This window comes from Erwinia sp. ErVv1 (assembly GCF_900068895.1).
GTDB lineage: Bacteria > Pseudomonadota > Gammaproteobacteria > Enterobacterales > Enterobacteriaceae > Erwinia.
Genome location: NZ_CDPK01000015.1, coordinates 134,781 through 149,209, shown reverse-complemented (window position 1 = coordinate 149,209; position 14,429 = coordinate 134,781). Strand labels below are relative to the sequence as shown.

Annotated in this window: 13 protein-coding genes; 3 read left to right on the top strand and 10 right to left on the bottom strand. The window is 53.8% G+C overall.

Annotated elements, in window-relative coordinates; all coding sequences use genetic code 11:
- Positions 1–370: 370 nt before the first annotated feature.
- Together murI and btuB are read right to left on the bottom strand one after the other, a co-directional pair.
- A complete protein-coding gene (gene murI, locus A1830_RS18035; protein WP_067709443.1) occupies positions 371–1,237 on the bottom strand; it encodes a glutamate racemase in 867 nt (288 codons plus the stop codon).
- Entirely contained in the window at positions 1,182–3,056 is a 1,875-nt protein-coding gene (gene btuB / locus A1830_RS18030; RefSeq protein WP_067709472.1) for a TonB-dependent vitamin B12 receptor BtuB, read from the bottom strand. The genes murI and btuB overlap by 56 nt, the downstream gene beginning before the upstream one ends.
- 224 nt (positions 3,057–3,280) lie before the next feature.
- Between btuB and trmA the strand changes: the two genes are divergently transcribed.
- Complete coding sequence (trmA, locus tag A1830_RS18025) at positions 3,281–4,387, top strand: tRNA (uridine(54)-C5)-methyltransferase TrmA (protein WP_067709441.1); 1,107 nt, start codon at positions 3,281–3,283, stop codon at positions 4,385–4,387.
- A gap of 156 nt (positions 4,388–4,543) precedes the next feature.
- Here the strand turns inward: trmA and A1830_RS18020 are convergent, their stop codons facing one another.
- From A1830_RS18020 to fabR, 3 genes are all read right to left on the bottom strand, one after another.
- A complete protein-coding gene (locus A1830_RS18020) occupies positions 4,544–5,140 on the bottom strand; it encodes a hypothetical protein (RefSeq protein WP_082804209.1) in 597 nt (198 codons plus the stop codon).
- A gap of 136 nt (positions 5,141–5,276) precedes the next feature.
- On the bottom strand, positions 5,277–5,624 hold the full coding sequence (locus A1830_RS18015) for a YijD family membrane protein (RefSeq protein WP_067709439.1): 348 nt from the start codon (positions 5,622–5,624) through the stop codon (positions 5,277–5,279).
- Positions 5,625–5,634: 10 nt separating this feature from the next.
- The gene (gene fabR, locus A1830_RS18010) at positions 5,635–6,276 is read right to left on the bottom strand and encodes an HTH-type transcriptional repressor FabR (RefSeq protein ID WP_067709437.1); all 642 of its coding nucleotides are present in this window, start codon (positions 6,274–6,276) and stop codon (positions 5,635–5,637) included.
- Between the two features lie 193 nt (positions 6,277–6,469).
- Here fabR and sthA point away from each other — a divergent pair, with 193 nt between their 5' ends.
- A complete protein-coding gene (gene sthA, locus A1830_RS18005) occupies positions 6,470–7,870 on the top strand; it encodes a Si-specific NAD(P)(+) transhydrogenase (RefSeq protein ID WP_067709468.1) in 1,401 nt (466 codons plus the stop codon).
- On the opposite strand, the gene oxyR is transcribed toward sthA, so the two are convergent.
- Positions 7,853–8,770 (bottom strand): DNA-binding transcriptional regulator OxyR, encoded by a 918-nt coding sequence (gene oxyR, locus A1830_RS18000; protein WP_067709435.1) that lies wholly within the window; start codon positions 8,768–8,770, stop codon positions 7,853–7,855. The genes sthA and oxyR overlap by 18 nt on opposite strands.
- 134 nt (positions 8,771–8,904) lie before the next feature.
- Between oxyR and A1830_RS17995 the strand changes: the two genes are divergently transcribed.
- Positions 8,905–9,639 carry a glutathione peroxidase gene (locus A1830_RS17995; RefSeq protein WP_067709433.1) on the top strand — a complete coding sequence of 245 codons (735 nt, stop codon included), beginning with the start codon at positions 8,905–8,907 and terminating at the stop codon, positions 9,637–9,639.
- A 251-nt stretch (positions 9,640–9,890) separates the two neighbouring features.
- Here the strand turns inward: A1830_RS17995 and argH are convergent, their stop codons facing one another.
- The 4 genes from argH to argC form a co-directional block, all read right to left on the bottom strand.
- Positions 9,891–11,264, bottom strand: coding sequence for an argininosuccinate lyase (gene argH, locus A1830_RS17990; RefSeq protein WP_067709431.1), 1,374 nt, complete (start codon positions 11,262–11,264; stop codon positions 9,891–9,893).
- 102 nt (positions 11,265–11,366) lie between these two features.
- Positions 11,367–12,581, bottom strand: a complete 1,215-nt coding sequence (locus tag A1830_RS17985; RefSeq protein WP_067709430.1) for an argininosuccinate synthase — start codon at positions 12,579–12,581, stop codon at positions 11,367–11,369.
- A gap of 22 nt (positions 12,582–12,603) precedes the next feature.
- Positions 12,604–13,380, bottom strand: a complete 777-nt coding sequence (gene argB, locus A1830_RS17980; RefSeq protein ID WP_067709428.1) for an acetylglutamate kinase — start codon at positions 13,378–13,380, stop codon at positions 12,604–12,606.
- 15 nt (positions 13,381–13,395) lie between these two features.
- Positions 13,396–14,400, bottom strand: a complete 1,005-nt coding sequence (argC, locus tag A1830_RS17975; RefSeq protein ID WP_067709426.1) for an N-acetyl-gamma-glutamyl-phosphate reductase — start codon at positions 14,398–14,400, stop codon at positions 13,396–13,398.
- Positions 14,401–14,429 lie beyond the last annotated feature (29 nt).

Below are 14,429 nucleotides of genomic sequence, written 5' to 3'. Positions count from 1 at the left end.
TCTTAAGACTTGATATTTTTTGCGCCTTGCGGCGCTGATATCAATCCTGCGAGTGCCCACACAGATTGTCTGATAAATTGTTAAAGAGCAGTGCCACATAATCTCGTGTGGCGCGGGGTGCAGATATTACGCTTTCCCGCTGAAGAGTCAAGGAATTTCTCACTTTTCTCTTCCTGACCCGGTGACCGTTAAGCCGTTGTTCCGTGTCAGTGGAGGCGCATTATAGGGAGTTCCTGACGGGTGACNTCACTTTTCTCTTCCTGACCCGGTGACCGTTAAGCCGTTGTTCCGTGTCAGTGGAGGCGCATTATAGGGAGTTCCTGACGGGTGACAAGCCCTAAATGCAAAAAAGATTCTAACCGGCTGTTTTTTACCCATAATCCTCATTGAGAGAGAGTTTTTCGAGCTTTTCAAAGCCATATCGCTTTAAAACGGGCAATAACTGTACAGCACGGTCGGTAATTTCCAGACAAAAAGCAATATTGTCATCGGCAGACTTCGCCGCTGGCGATTCGTTTTCTAATAGCCAGGCCGTTCTGCGGGCAATGGCAGCACCGGAATTCACTAACCGGGTGCCCTCGGGAAGAACCTGTTGCAGCTCTTCATTAAGTAAAGGAAAGTGTGTGCAGCCCAGTACGACCGTATCCGGCGGCTCTTTCATTCTCAGCCAGGGTTGCAGGATGCGCCGCACGTCATCCAGCGCTACAGGGTGACCGTGAAGTTTAGCTTCCGCCAGTTCAACCAGTTCGGCCGAGCCCAGCATCTCCGTTTTACACTCACTGGCGAAGCGCTCAACCAGTTCGTGTGTATAAGGACGCTTAACGGTGCCGCGCGTAGCCAACAGGCCAACAACCCCGTTACGGGTGAGGCGAGCAGCAGGTTTGATAGCAGGAACAACGCCGACGACGGGGAACGCAAAGCGCTCGCGCAGGGCGGGCAGCGTGACGGTACTGGCTGAGTTACAGGCGATAACGGCCAGCGCGAGGGGATAACGTTTGGTGACTGCGCTAACGATTTCAACCACCCGCTCCACAATAAACGCCTCTGATTTTTCACCGTAGGGAAAAGCGACGTTATCGAAGACATATATATAGTGCAGATCCGGCAGCAGCTGTCGGATCTCATCGTAGACTGAAAGCCCCCCAACGCCGGAGTCAAAAACCAGCACGCTGGGACGCGGATCAGAAGGTGTAGCTACCGCTGAGGTAATACTCTCTTCCTGGGGTTTGATAGCCATAGACTGTCTCGTAATCTTTATCAAACAGGTTGGCTATTCTACCACGAACGGTTAGCTGAGAGGTGACAGGATACGACGCAGCAAGATCCCACAGGCTGGCGCCACCCAGCTTAACGGTACGGGGAGTGGTTGAAGCGTTATAGTCTTTGTCATAACGCTCTCCCAGATACTGATAGCTTACCGACCAGCCCACGTCATACAGCGTATAGTCCAGCTGATACTTCACCTGCTGCTTAGCACGGCGAGCAAGGATTTCATTCGTCGTACCGTTACGGGGGTCCACGTAGTCGTAAGAGATGGAGTGACTGACCGGGCCGGTATCGAAAGAGGCCGTTGCCTCAATGCCTTTGATCTTCGCCTTATTAATATTGTAATAGCGGAAAGTAGCTGGATCGCTGTCGATAAGACTGTCGATATCATTACGGTAGCCCGACAACCGCCAGTTCACCGGGCCGGCAAGGCCTTCAAAGCCCCCTTCCCACTGCTTACTTTCTTCCGGATTAAGATCGCGATTGCCGTAAATAGCGCTGTAAACCTGACTCAGATTAGGCGCTTTGAAGGCTGTTCCGTATGAAGCGAAAACGCTATAGCCCTCAATAAATTCCCATGAGGCGCTGCTCTGCCAGGTGTTATGCCAGCCAAACGTGTTGTTATCATCACCACGCACTGCCCCCTCCAGCGTCACGCTTCCCAGCTTCTGCTGAGTCGTGGCGTAAATACCGGTATTACGCTGCTGCTCTCCTTTACTCACGTAATTGGTATTCGGCTGTGAAATTTGCTGTTGCCAGTCCACGCCTGCGCTGACGGTGCCATTACCCAGGGCCAGCGTATTGCCCCATTGCAGATTGTACTGCTCAACGTCATCCAGCGTCGCGGGTTCAGCGTAACGGCCACGACGCGGATCGTAGTTATAGTCTTTCGTGTGGCCGTAGCTGGCGATAAGCTGGGTGGCGTAGCCGTCACGGTTGAAGCGCAGGCCGGTGTCCCAGGTCTGGTTATAAAGCTGGCGCGTATCGACCCGCGCACCCGGTACGCTATAGCTCAGGCTCCCGTCATAGGCCGTACGGTTATCAAAGCCATAGCCCCGAATAAACCCGCTGATTTCATCATCAAACTGATGCTCCACTGAGCCATACAGCGTTTTACTCATGAAGCCGTCGCGATCTTTCTGTGCCGGATCGCCGTAGATATCAGGATAGCCCGCGACAACGTCGTAGCCTTTGGTATAGGTATAGTTGCCGGCCAGGGTGATGCGGGTGGCGCTGTCCAGCATCTGCTGGGTAGACGCGTCGTAAGACTGATAGCCGTTAGAACCGATACCTGCGGTCAGCGAAGTCCCAGGCCTGTCGCGCAGGGTGATGATATTCACCACGCCGCCGATAGCATCGGAACCGTACACGGCCGATCGTGCGCCGCGGACGTATTCGATACGCTGTACCAGCGAAAGGGGAATTTGGCTGAGGTCGGAAGAACCGCTGATGCCCGCCTGATTCAGGCGAATACCGTCAATCAGCACCAGCACATGTCGGGATTCTGTGCCGCGAATAAACAGCGAACTTTGCTGGCCTAACCCCCCGCTTTGCGCAATATCCACCCCGGGTAAACGACGCATCACGTCAGCCACACTCTTCGCCTGCCAGCGATCAATCTCTTCGCGCGTGACGACAGAGGTCGGGGCTAAAACCGAAGATATGGGCTGGGCAAAGCGGCTCGCGGTGGTCACCAGCGTGCCCCCAGCCCCCTCTGCCACGCTATCCTGCGCCCAGAGAGAAATCGCCGTGGCAACAACGGCCAACGGTATTGGCATTTTCTTTGTCATTAATGAAAAGAGATCCAAAAAATCATGAAGGTTGCCGCGTAAAATCCATCCCTTACGCGCGAGGATCGGTTGGCTATGGGCCAGAATGCGCATCTTATGTTCAAAACTAGTCGAGATCCATGACTCACAAGCCTGAATTAGCAGCATGGCGCGCAATGCTGGACATTGAGTGGCGAATCCCTACAATCGCCGGGCAATAAAGCTCCATTAACTCAGGAAATACCATGACGCCCGAAAAGCTGCCGACAGAACACTATGATGCCCAACTTGAAGAGAAGGTCAGCCGTCTGAAGACGTTGATGACGCCTTTCACCGCTATGGATGTCGAAGTTTTTCGTTCGCCGGTCAGCCATTACAGGATGCGCGCGGAATTTCGTATCTGGCACGAGGGGGATGACCTTTATCACATCATTTTCGACCAGCAGACGCGCCAGCGCATTCGCGTAGATAGCTTTCCCGCCGCCAGCCAGATAATCAACGATCTGATGCCCAGGCTGATTGAAGCGCTGCGTGATAACAAAGTACTGCGCTATAAGCTGTTCCAGCTTGATTATCTGTCGACGATGAGCAACCAGATTGTCGTGTCGATGCTTTATCATCGTAAGCTAACCGACGAATGGCAGCAGGCCGCCGCTGAACTGCGTGACAGCCTGCGGTCAGAAGGCTTCGATCTGCAGCTGATAGGCCGTGCCACCCGAACAAAAATCTGTCTGGATCGTGATTTCGTCGATGAGTGTCTGCCGGTTGCCGGAAAGGATATTGTCTACCGGCAGGTTGAAAATAGCTTTACCCAGCCGAATGCCGCGATGAATATTCAGATGCTGGAATGGGCGCTGGAAGTCACAAAGAATGCCCGGGGTGATTTGCTGGAGCTGTATTGTGGTAACGGCAACTTTTCGCTGGCGCTGGCGCGTAACTTCAGGCGCGTGCTGGCAACAGAAATTGCAAAACCCTCCGTCGCTTCAGCACAGTACAACATTGCCGTGAACCAGATTGAAAACGTGCAGATTATACGCATGTCGGCTGAGGAATTTACCCAGGCCATGAAGGGTACGCGTGAATTCCGTCGGCTGGAGGGAATAGATCTGACGGGCTACGAATGCGAGACGATTTTTGTCGATCCCCCTCGCAGCGGCTTAGATGAGGATACGGTGAAAATGGTGCAGGCTTATCCACACATCCTCTATATTTCCTGCAATCCACAGACGCTTTGCGAAAATCTGGCCGTGCTGTCGGAAACGCATGAGGTGACGCGTCTGGCGCTGTTCGATCAGTTCCCCTATACCCACCATATGGAGTGTGGCGTACTGCTAACCGCGCGAAAAAAATAACGCATCTGTAGAACGATAAGCGAAAGCCAGGCGTAATCTCATTGAGAGAGTGGCATTAATAATCTTTACGCCTGGTTCAAAAAATCATTCTTTCGTAAGGCCTTCACAAAAAAAAGATGGAAAGCCGGAAAGAGTGATAGTGTCGTCAGTCTTATATTACGTTTTACGTTGACTGCCCTTCTTTAAAATATATTCATTTTCCTCAAATAAATATCTCGCTTCTGCTAACACCCAGCAAAAAACCAGCAATGTAAATCCTATAATGAAAACCCGTACAGCGTCTGACGTGAAACCAACATATATGCTAATCATGGGGCGTTGCGAAAAGGTAAAAAGCAGAATCTGTAGCGGAGAAAGTATATAGGGTGAGACACCGTCCACAATGAGTAAAATCGCCACACTGCGCAGCAGAACGACATTACCATACCACCAGACTTTACCCTTATAAAAGTTGAGAAAAAGGAAAGCAGCACAGAACATGGCCGCGTAGTAGGGTAGCTGATTCAGGCAGTCTAAAAGGAAGGTTCCCAGGTAAACATAGCCCCGGGTGGGGATAGTATACTCCTCAAGAACGGTATAATATGAGATATAACCCTGGACTAACTGACTGTATGCCTCATCAAAAAACCAGCTGTATAAAAACATTATCGTTTCTCCAAGGGCGGAGGCGACAAGCAGGAATATCGTCAGGATACAGATAATACGTAACCCTGGGGTAAGCCGGGTAAAGGGAACTTCATCCTCATCCATCATTATTTTGCTCTCCATGCAAAATTAAGCTGTCAGACCTTTATTTCAGCGACATTGACTTTAGATTATAATAACCTGTAAAGCCCCGTACCGGATAAACAGCAGATAAATATCCGACAAACAGAAAGATATTATCTCTCTAACGATTTCGTTTGAGTCTTAACACCAGCCAGAATACCAGCGCAACCATCAGAACGGTTGGAATGAAGTTTGAACCAATAGCAGGATATTCTGCACGAACGATAGCGCTGTAAAGCAGAATGCCTAACAGAAAAAAACCGGCGGCAAGCGGTGGCATTCCGTCCGGCATGGATCGGTTCAAATAGCGATGGTGCAGGCACCAGGCGGACAGCCCCAGCGTAATAAGCGGGAAAATTGAGAACGGCACCAGGGAACTGAATAACACCGAAAACGTTCCGTTGATCGCAAGACCGCTGAGAAATGCCAGCAACAGCGTGCCTCTGTCCCGACCTGTAGGTAAACTCATATCACTCTCCTTAACCATGAGATTCAAGCGTCACCGCCAGCTTCTCCTGTTCACGTCGATACCAGTAATAAGCGCCCTTCGAAATCATTCGCAGCTGAAGCACCAGCCTCTCTTCAAGCTGACGGCGTTGTTCAATATCAATATCCAACGCCTCGGCTCCGGCGTTAAAGACTATAATCACCATTGCCTCGGCCTGCGCTTCGGTGAAACTGCGCGGCATACGGTTCTCGAGTTCGAGGTAGTCCGCCAGTTCGGCAATAAAATGCTGGATCTCACGCGCAACAGCCGCGCGGAAGGCCGACGATGTGCCTGACCGTTCCCGTAAAAGCAGACGGAAAGCATTGGGATTATTACCGATGAATTCCATAAAGGTAGAGACGGACGTGCGGATCACGCTGCCGCCCTTGGCGATGCGCTGACGCGCCTGACGCATTAGCTGGCGCAGCATCAGTCCACTCTCGTCGACCATGGTTAAGCCAAGCTCATCAACGTCACGAAAGTGACGATAGAATGAGGTAGGAGCAATACCCGCTTCCCGGGCAACCTCCCGCAGGCTGAGGCTGGCAAAGCTTCGCTCGGCGCTGAGCTGGCTAAATGCCGCCTCAATCAGCGAACGACGTGTTCGTTCTTTTTGCTGTGCTCTGACGCCCATATCTATGCCTGTTTTACCTGCCAGGCTGGCACTATAACAAAAATTTCAGCGTACAGTTGCATCAACTTTGTTATCGCCTGTTAACTCAACGCTTTGTCAAATGATGGCAAAATTAGCGGTTAGAATTGGGAAGTGGCCGTCAGGATGTTAGAATATCGTTGAAAAATTGTATAAAAATATAGGACGTATCAGTATGCAACAGTCTTATGATTATGATGCCATCGTTATTGGTTCAGGTCCCGGCGGCGAGGGTGCCGCGATGGGCCTGGTCAAACAGGGCGCAAAGATCGCAGTCATTGAGCGTTATCACAATATTGGCGGCGGCTGCACGCACTGGGGAACGATCCCCTCTAAGGCCCTGCGCCACGCCGTTAGCCGCATCATTGAGTTCAATCAAAACCCGCTTTACAGCGATCATACCCGCCTGCTTCGCTCTTCTTTTGCCGATATCCTGAATCACACAGAAAACGTGATAAGTCAGCAAACGCGTATGCGTCAGGGATTTTATGAGCGAAACCGCTGTGAACTGTACCAGGGTGATGCACGCTTTCTTGATGCCAATACGATTGAAATTCAGACTCACGACGGTACGGTCGAACGCCTTACCGCAGAGAAATTTGTTATTGCCTGTGGCTCGCGACCTTATCACCCGGTCGACGTCGACTTTACCCATCCGCGCATTTACGACAGCGACTCTATCCTCAATCTGCACCATGAGCCGGGCCACGTCATTATTTATGGTGCCGGAGTCATAGGGTGTGAATACGCTTCAATCTTCCGTGGGTTGAACGTGAAGGTCGATCTGATCAATACCCGCGATCATCTGCTGGCCTTTCTCGATCAGGAGATTTCTGACTCGCTCTCTTATCACTTCTGGAACAATGGCGTGGTGATTCGCCACAACGAGGAGTTTGAGAAGATTGAGGGGACCAGCGATGGCGTGATTATGCACCTGAAGTCGGGCAAGAAAGTGAAGGCCGATTGCCTGCTGTACGCTAATGGCCGTACGGGTAACACCGATTCACTCTCCCTGGAAAATGTAGGCCTGGAAGCGGATGGGCGGGGCCTGCTAAAGGTCAACAGCATGTATCAGACCGCACAGCCGCATATTTACGCGGTGGGCGATGTCATTGGGTATCCAAGCCTCGCCTCAGCAGCCTACGATCAGGGACGTATTGCCGCACAGGCGCTGATTAAGGGTGAGGCCAACGCGCATCTGATTGAGGATATCCCAACGGGAATTTATACCATTCCTGAAATCAGCTCCGTGGGGAAAACCGAGCAGCAGCTCACGGCGCTGAAGGTGCCTTACGAGGTGGGTCGTGCGCAGTTTAAGCATCTGGCTCGCGCGCAAATTGTGGGGATGAACGTCGGGAGTTTGAAGATTCTCTTCCACCGCGAAACTAAAGAGATCCTTGGGATCCACTGCTTTGGTGAACGCGCGGCCGAGATTATTCATATCGGCCAGGCCATTATGGAGCAGAAGAACGGTGGCAACACGATAGAGTACTTCGTGAATACCACCTTTAACTACCCCACCATGGCTGAGGCATATCGCGTGGCGGCGTTAAACGGCCTAAACCGCCTGTTTTAACGCACTGCCCAGGTAGCCCTGCATATGCGTACGGATCTCCTCTGCCAGCTGCTCATAGCGGCTGCGCAGCGGTGAACCCGGCCGATACACCAGCGCAATGGTGCGCTGCGGCTCCGGTTTGTAACAGGGCAGATAGCAGACGCCATCGCGCACGCGTTCTTTCGGCACGGCCAGTGCGGGCAGTAGCGTTATGCCGCTTCCTGCCGCGACCATGTTGCGCAGCGTTTCGAGGCTGGTCGCGCGAAAATGCGTATCTTCATCCGCCCCGGCCTGGAAACAAAAGCCCATTGCCTGGTCACGCAGGCAGTGACCGTCTTCCAGCATCAGCAGCTTTTCACCCGCCAGATCGGACATTGGCACGCGATCGCGGTCATGCCACGGGTGGTCCTGGTAAATAGCCAGCTTCATGGGTTCATCGAACAGGGGCACTTCGATAAAGGCTTCAGACTCTTTCACCAGCGCCAGAATGGCACAATCCAGTTTACCGCTGTCGAGCTGCGCCAGCAGCTGCTGCGTCTGCGCTTCATGCAGATACATTTCAAGTTTAGGGAACGTTTTGTGCAGCGTAGGGATGATCTGCGGCAGCAGATAAGGGCCTACAGTTGGGATCAGTCCAATGTGCAGCGGCCCGGACATGGCATCGCCCTGCTGGCTGGCCATCTCCTTTAGCACCTTAACTTCCCGCAGTACGGTACGTGCCTGGTCCACCAGCAGCAATCCAGACTGAGTGAACAGGACTTTACGGCTGGTTCGCTCCAGAAGCATCACACCCAGCTCATCCTCAAGCTTGCGGATTTGACCGCTGAGGGTGGGCTGACTCACGTGGCATGCATCCGCAGCACGACGAAAATGGCGGTGTTCCGCCAGCGCTACAAGGTATTCAAGATCGCGAATATTCATCTTATCCTCCGGGCCACGATAGTCCGTGGCGATAGATAGAATAGCAATCAACGATTATCCCTATCAAGCCTTAAAAGTAATAATGTCGCCCGTTCGAGATTTGAATCAATTTTACCCCCATTGATGAGGTAGTTATGTTCGCAAGTCAGGAAGGTAAGTCAGTCCCACAGGTCACTTTCCACACACGCCAGGGCGACCAATGGGTCGACATCACGACTGACGAGCTGTTTAAAGATAAAACTGTCATCGTGTTTTCACTGCCGGGTGCCTTTACCCCGACGTGCTCGTCAAGCCACTTGCCACGCTATAACGAGCTGTCAGACGTGTTCAAAAAGCACGGCGTCGACAATATTCTGTGCGTTTCAGTCAACGACACCTTCGTGATGAATGCCTGGAAAGCCGATCAGCACGCAGAAAACATCACTTTTATTCCAGACGGTAACGGTGAGTTTACCCGCGGTATGGACCAGTTGGTTGAGAAAGCCGACCTGGGTTTCGGTCCTCGCTCATGGCGTTACTCAATGCTGGTGCGCAATGGCGTCGTTGAAAAAATGTTTATTGAGCCGAACAAGCCGGGCGACCCGTTCGAAGTGTCAGATGCGGACACCATGCTGCGTTATCTGGCACCGGAATTCAAAGTGCAGGAATCGGTATCGCTGTTCACCAAGCCAGGCTGCTCATTCTGCGCAAAAGCGAAGCAGATGCTGCTGGACCGCGGTATTCAGTATGAAGAAATCGTGCTGGGCCAGGATGCCACCACGGTCAGCCTGCGCGCGATGACCGGTCGGGCCACGGTGCCACAGGTCTTTATCGGTGGACGCCACATTGGTGGCAGCGACGATTTAGAAAAGTATATGCTGGGTCATTGATTCTGATCTAAGCCAATAAGCCTTAAATCGTACCGGCAGAAGCCGCGGTATCTTTACCGCGGCTCCCATAATTGAGCAGGTAGCCCCTTCGATATCGGCGATGGTGGCGCTCCCAGACACGTCAGACATTTCACTTAACGTTAATGCACGTCTATCTTATCCCTTTTTAAATTCCCGGATTATGGGAAGGCGGAATCATTGCATTACGCCAGTATGCCGTCACCGGCTACAGAAAATAAGACGCCAGGCCGCTATCGCAGCCGATTTTTCGCATCAGTGATGGCGAGCGAAACCTGATGAGGTGAAACGCCCCCCTTCGCATTACGTTTATCAAGACAGGATTGCAGCGACAAAATTGGGTAAACATCCTCTGCAATGACGCTGCTGAATGCCTGAAGATCAGAAAGCGGCAGTGCCTCCAGCGCCACGCCCTGCGTGATGGCGACCACCACTACCTCGCCGACAATATGGTGCGCCTCGCGGAAGGGGACACCTTTTGCCACCAGGTAGTCCGCCAGTTCGGTGGCGTTGGCATAGCCCTGTTCGGCCGCTTCCTGACAGCGTGGACGCTTCACCTGAATGCCATCCAGCACCAGCGCGGCCATATGCAGGCAGTCTGACCAGGTATCCAGCGCGTCGAACAGCCCCTCTTTATCTTCCTGCATATCCTTGTTATAGGCCAGCGGCAACCCTTTCAGCGTCATGGTCATCGCCGTCAGCGCACCCTGCACGCGGCCACACTTACCCCGTATCAGCTCGAGTGCATCCGGGTTTTTCTTCTGCGGCATCAGGGAAGAGCCGGACGTCACTTTGTCTGACAGCTCAACAAAGCCGGACTCACCGGTATTGAAGAAGATGAGATCTTCAGCAAAGCGCGATAGGTGAACCATGCCGATGGAAGCATCAGAGAGCAGTTCCAGCACGTGATCGCGGTCAGATACCGTATCCAGGCTGTTACGCGTGGCGGAGGCAAAGCCTAACCAACCGGCCAGCTGTTCACGGTCGATTTCGTAGGCCGTGCCCGCCAGCGCGCCACAGCCCAGCGGGCTGACGTCCAGACGCTTCAGGGTGTCCTGCAGGCGGCTCTCGTCACGCGCCAGCATCTCGACGTAGGCCAGACACCAGTGGGCAAAGGTGACGGGCTGCGCACGCTGAAGATGCGTGTAGCCGGGCATTACCGCGTCCTGATTAGCCTCAGCGGTGGTGAGCAGGGCCTGCTGGAGCTGTCGGGTCACCATCAGCAGCTCATTCACCTGAGCTTTGCACCACAGCTTGAGATCGGTGGCAACCTGATCGTTGCGGCTGCGGCCCGTATGCAGTTTTTTACCCAGCGCCCCCACTTTGTCAATCAGGCGGCTTTCCACGTAGCTGTGAATATCTTCCGCATCACTTTCCAGGATCTGCTGCGGGTTAGCCCGCACCTCTTCCAGCAGCACGGTCAGTGCACTCTCCAGCTGCTGCTGCTCTTCCGACGTCAGAACATTGACCGTTACCAGCGCTTTGGACCAGGCAATGGATCCCACAATGTCCTGTTCTGCCAGACGATAGTCAAAGCGCAGCGAGTCGTTAAACAGCTTAAAGCGTTGATCCGCTGCCTGTGTAAACCGTCCACCCCAAAGTGCCATGTCAGTGCTCCCTTTAATTCGTTAAGTCGTTGTCACTGATGCCGGTAAGGGGAACGGACTTTATCCGTCCCCAATGCCTGTGCGTACCGGCAATCCGAATACCTATTTTTTTTCGTTCAGCGCGCGAATACGTGAAGAAAGTGAGAACAGCCGGATAAACCCACCCGCGTGACGATGGTCGTAGACCTCATCTTCGCCGAAGGTAGCAAACTCTTCAGAGTAGAGGCTATTGGCGGATTTCTTCTGAATCGCCGTCACCTGCCCCTTGTACAGCTGCAGGACCACTTCGCCATTTACCTCTTCCGCCAGTGCCTCAGCGGAGGCCTGGATAGACTTACGCAGCGGCGCAAACCAGCGGCCATCGTAAACCACGTAGGACATCTCAAGCCCCAGCTGCTCGCGCCACTTAAAGCTATCGCGATCTAATACCAGTTGCTCAACGGCGCGAAGCGCATTAACCATAATGGTGCCACCGGGCGTTTCATAGCAGCCGCGCGACTTAATGCCGACCAGACGGTTTTCTACGATATCAATACGGCCTACACCATGCTTAGCACCCAGCACGTTCAGCTTTTCCAGACACTTGTACGGGCTGAGTGCCTCGCCGTTAACCGCAACCACGCGCCCTTTCTCAACGGAAACGGTGACCTGCTCGGGCTGGTCCGGCGCTTCCAGCGGGTCGACTGTCCATATCCAGCAATCTTTATTCGGCGCGTTCCACGGGCTTTCCAGTACGCCACCTTCGGTAGAGATGTGCCAGGCGTTCTCGTCACGGCTGTAGATTTTTTCCAGCGAGGCCGTAGTCGGAATGTTGCGCTCCTTCAGATAGTCCAGCAGCGCTTCACGGGAACGCAGGTTCCACTCGCGCCATGGCGCAACGACGGCAAGCTGGGGAGCCAGCGCGGTGTAGGTGGTTTCAAAGCGCACCTGGTCGTTGCCTTTACCGGTTGCGCCGTGACACAGCGCATCCGCACCCACTTTCAGCGCCAGCTCAACCTGGGCTTTGGCGATGATAGGTCTGGCCATTGAGGTGCCCAGCAGATAGGTACCTTCATACAGGGCGCCGGTCTGCAACACGGGGTAAACGTAGTCGCTGATAAAGGCTTCGCGCAGGTCAACCACGTGGCACTCAGAGGCACCCGACTGGATAGCCTTCTGCTCAACGCCTTCCAGATCGCCACGCTCCTGGCCGATATCCGCAACAAAGGCCACGACTTCACAGCCGCCATAGTTCTCTTTCAGCCATGGAATAATGGCAGAGGTATCCAGACCACCGGAGTAAGCCAGAACGATTTTTTTTATGCTCTTATCTTGCATTGTCTTTTCCTTGAACATTCTGTTAAGCGAGGATCCGGGTGCCAATTGACACGCCGTTAAAGAGGTTTTGCAGCTGTTCTGCATGACGCCAGCTGGCAATATCCACCGGACGCCCCAGCGTGCGGGCGGCATCCAGCGCGGCATTTACTTTGACGACCATGCCGTCGGTGATGATCCCCTGGGCGATCAGCGCTTCGGCCTTCGCCGCCGTCATCTCTTCAATACGCTGGCCTTTGCCGTCAAGAATACCGCTCACGTCAGACAGCAGGATCAGGTCCGCTCCCAGGGTCGAGGCCAGAGCCGTTGCCGCCTGGTCAGCATTAACGTTCATTAACTCACCCTGCTGGGTGATGCCGATGGAGCTGATAACCGGCAGATAACCCGCGGTCAGCAGCGTTGTAATGAGCTTAGGCGAACCGGGCGCCGCCTGCCCCACGTGGCCCAGCTGCGGGTCGAACTGTTCAACCTCCACGATACCGCCGTCGGCCAGGCAGAGGCCAACGGCGTCAATACCGTGTTTCTTCGACCAGGCCAGCAGGGTTTTATTTGCGGTGCCGGCCAGCGCACCGGTAATGATGTCGATCTGATCGGCAGGCGTGACGCGCAGCCCGTTTTTCTTTTGCACCGGCAGAGAGAGCTTTTTCATCAGCTCATCCACCAGACAGCCGCCACCGTGGACGATAAGCAATGGACGCTGATGCGATTCACGCCAGCTCACCAGCGCAGAGAAGAGTTTTTCCAGCGCTTCTTCACTGTCCAGCAGTACGCCACCGAGTTTGATAATAAGAGGATTCGTCATTTCGCTACTCGCTGATTAAATAAGTGACTCTGTTTCCGGGAAACCGAAACGAATGTTCAGGCACTGCACCGCCTGGGAAGAGGCGCCTTTGAGCAGGTTATCCTCTGCCGCTACCACGATCAGATGCTCACCCTGCACGGCAAAACCGATATCACAGAACGGCAGCCCGGCGACCCCTTTAATAGACGGTACGCCTTTATCGTACAGCCGTACCAGCGGCTTATCGTGGTAGGCGTTATGAAACGCCTCAGCCACATCCTCAGCGCTGATGCCCGCTTTCAGACGGCAGGTAATGGTCGCCAGAATGCCGCGTGGGAAATTGCCCAGATGCGGGGTGAAGATCACCGGGATCCCAAGATGGGCGGTGATTTCAGGGTGATGACGATGATTGAACAGGCCATAGGGCTGCAGGCTGACTTCGCAGAAGCTGGTACTGACGGACGCTTTACGCCCGGCACCGCTGACGCCGCTGGTGGCATTGATCACTGGCCACTGGGCGTCGTTGAGCAGACCGGCTTCCACCAGCGGCTTCAACGCCAGCTGTGCCGCCGTCGGGTAGCAGCCCGGTACGGCGATCAGCTGGGCCTCTTTAATGCTGTTATGCTGCCACTCTGCCAGCCCATAGACGGCTTTATCCAGCCACGTCTGCTGCTGATGGGCAAAACCGTAATAACGGCTGTAAAAGCTCTGATCGTTGACGCGGAAGGCACCCGAGAGATCGAACACCACGCAGCCCGCCGCCAGAAAGGCTGGCGCAAGGTCGTGGCTGACTTCATGGGCGGTGGCAAGAAAAACCACGTCGACCTTATCAGCAAACTCCTCTGCCCGGCTCATCGGCTGTAGCGGCAAATCGACGATGCCTTTCAGCTGTGGATGAAGCTCAGAAAGCAATTTTCCTGCGTCGGGGCTTTGCGCTGAAACCGCTAAAGCGGTTATGTTCACCTGGGGGTGACGGTTCAGATACGTCACCAGCTCAACGCCAGCATAGCCACTGGCACCCACAATCAACGTATTCAACATCAGACTGACACCTTATCCTGGTCAGAAAA

What these genes read in the sequence shown, in the direction of transcription:
- murI (WP_067709443.1), bottom strand. Translation starts at nt 1,237, where the DNA reads ATGGCTATCAAACCCCAGGAAGAGAGTATTACCTCAGCGGTAGCTACA.
- btuB (WP_067709472.1), bottom strand. Translation starts at nt 3,056, where the DNA reads ATGACAAAGAAAATGCCAATACCGTTGGCCGTTGTTGCCACGGCGATT.
- trmA (WP_067709441.1), top strand. Translation starts at nt 3,281, where the DNA reads ATGACGCCCGAAAAGCTGCCGACAGAACACTATGATGCCCAACTTGAA.
- A1830_RS18020 (WP_082804209.1), bottom strand. Translation starts at nt 5,140, where the DNA reads ATGATGGATGAGGATGAAGTTCCCTTTACCCGGCTTACCCCAGGGTTA.
- A1830_RS18015 (WP_067709439.1), bottom strand. Translation starts at nt 5,624, where the DNA reads ATGAGTTTACCTACAGGTCGGGACAGAGGCACGCTGTTGCTGGCATTT.
- fabR (WP_067709437.1), bottom strand. Translation starts at nt 6,276, where the DNA reads ATGGGCGTCAGAGCACAGCAAAAAGAACGAACACGTCGTTCGCTGATT.
- sthA (WP_067709468.1), top strand. Translation starts at nt 6,470, where the DNA reads ATGCAACAGTCTTATGATTATGATGCCATCGTTATTGGTTCAGGTCCC.
- oxyR (WP_067709435.1), bottom strand. Translation starts at nt 8,770, where the DNA reads ATGAATATTCGCGATCTTGAATACCTTGTAGCGCTGGCGGAACACCGC.
- A1830_RS17995 (WP_067709433.1), top strand. Translation starts at nt 8,905, where the DNA reads ATGTTCGCAAGTCAGGAAGGTAAGTCAGTCCCACAGGTCACTTTCCAC.
- argH (WP_067709431.1), bottom strand. Translation starts at nt 11,264, where the DNA reads ATGGCACTTTGGGGTGGACGGTTTACACAGGCAGCGGATCAACGCTTT.
- A1830_RS17985 (WP_067709430.1), bottom strand. Translation starts at nt 12,581, where the DNA reads ATGCAAGATAAGAGCATAAAAAAAATCGTTCTGGCTTACTCCGGTGGT.
- argB (WP_067709428.1), bottom strand. Translation starts at nt 13,380, where the DNA reads ATGACGAATCCTCTTATTATCAAACTCGGTGGCGTACTGCTGGACAGT.
- argC (WP_067709426.1), bottom strand. Translation starts at nt 14,400, where the DNA reads ATGTTGAATACGTTGATTGTGGGTGCCAGTGGCTATGCTGGCGTTGAG.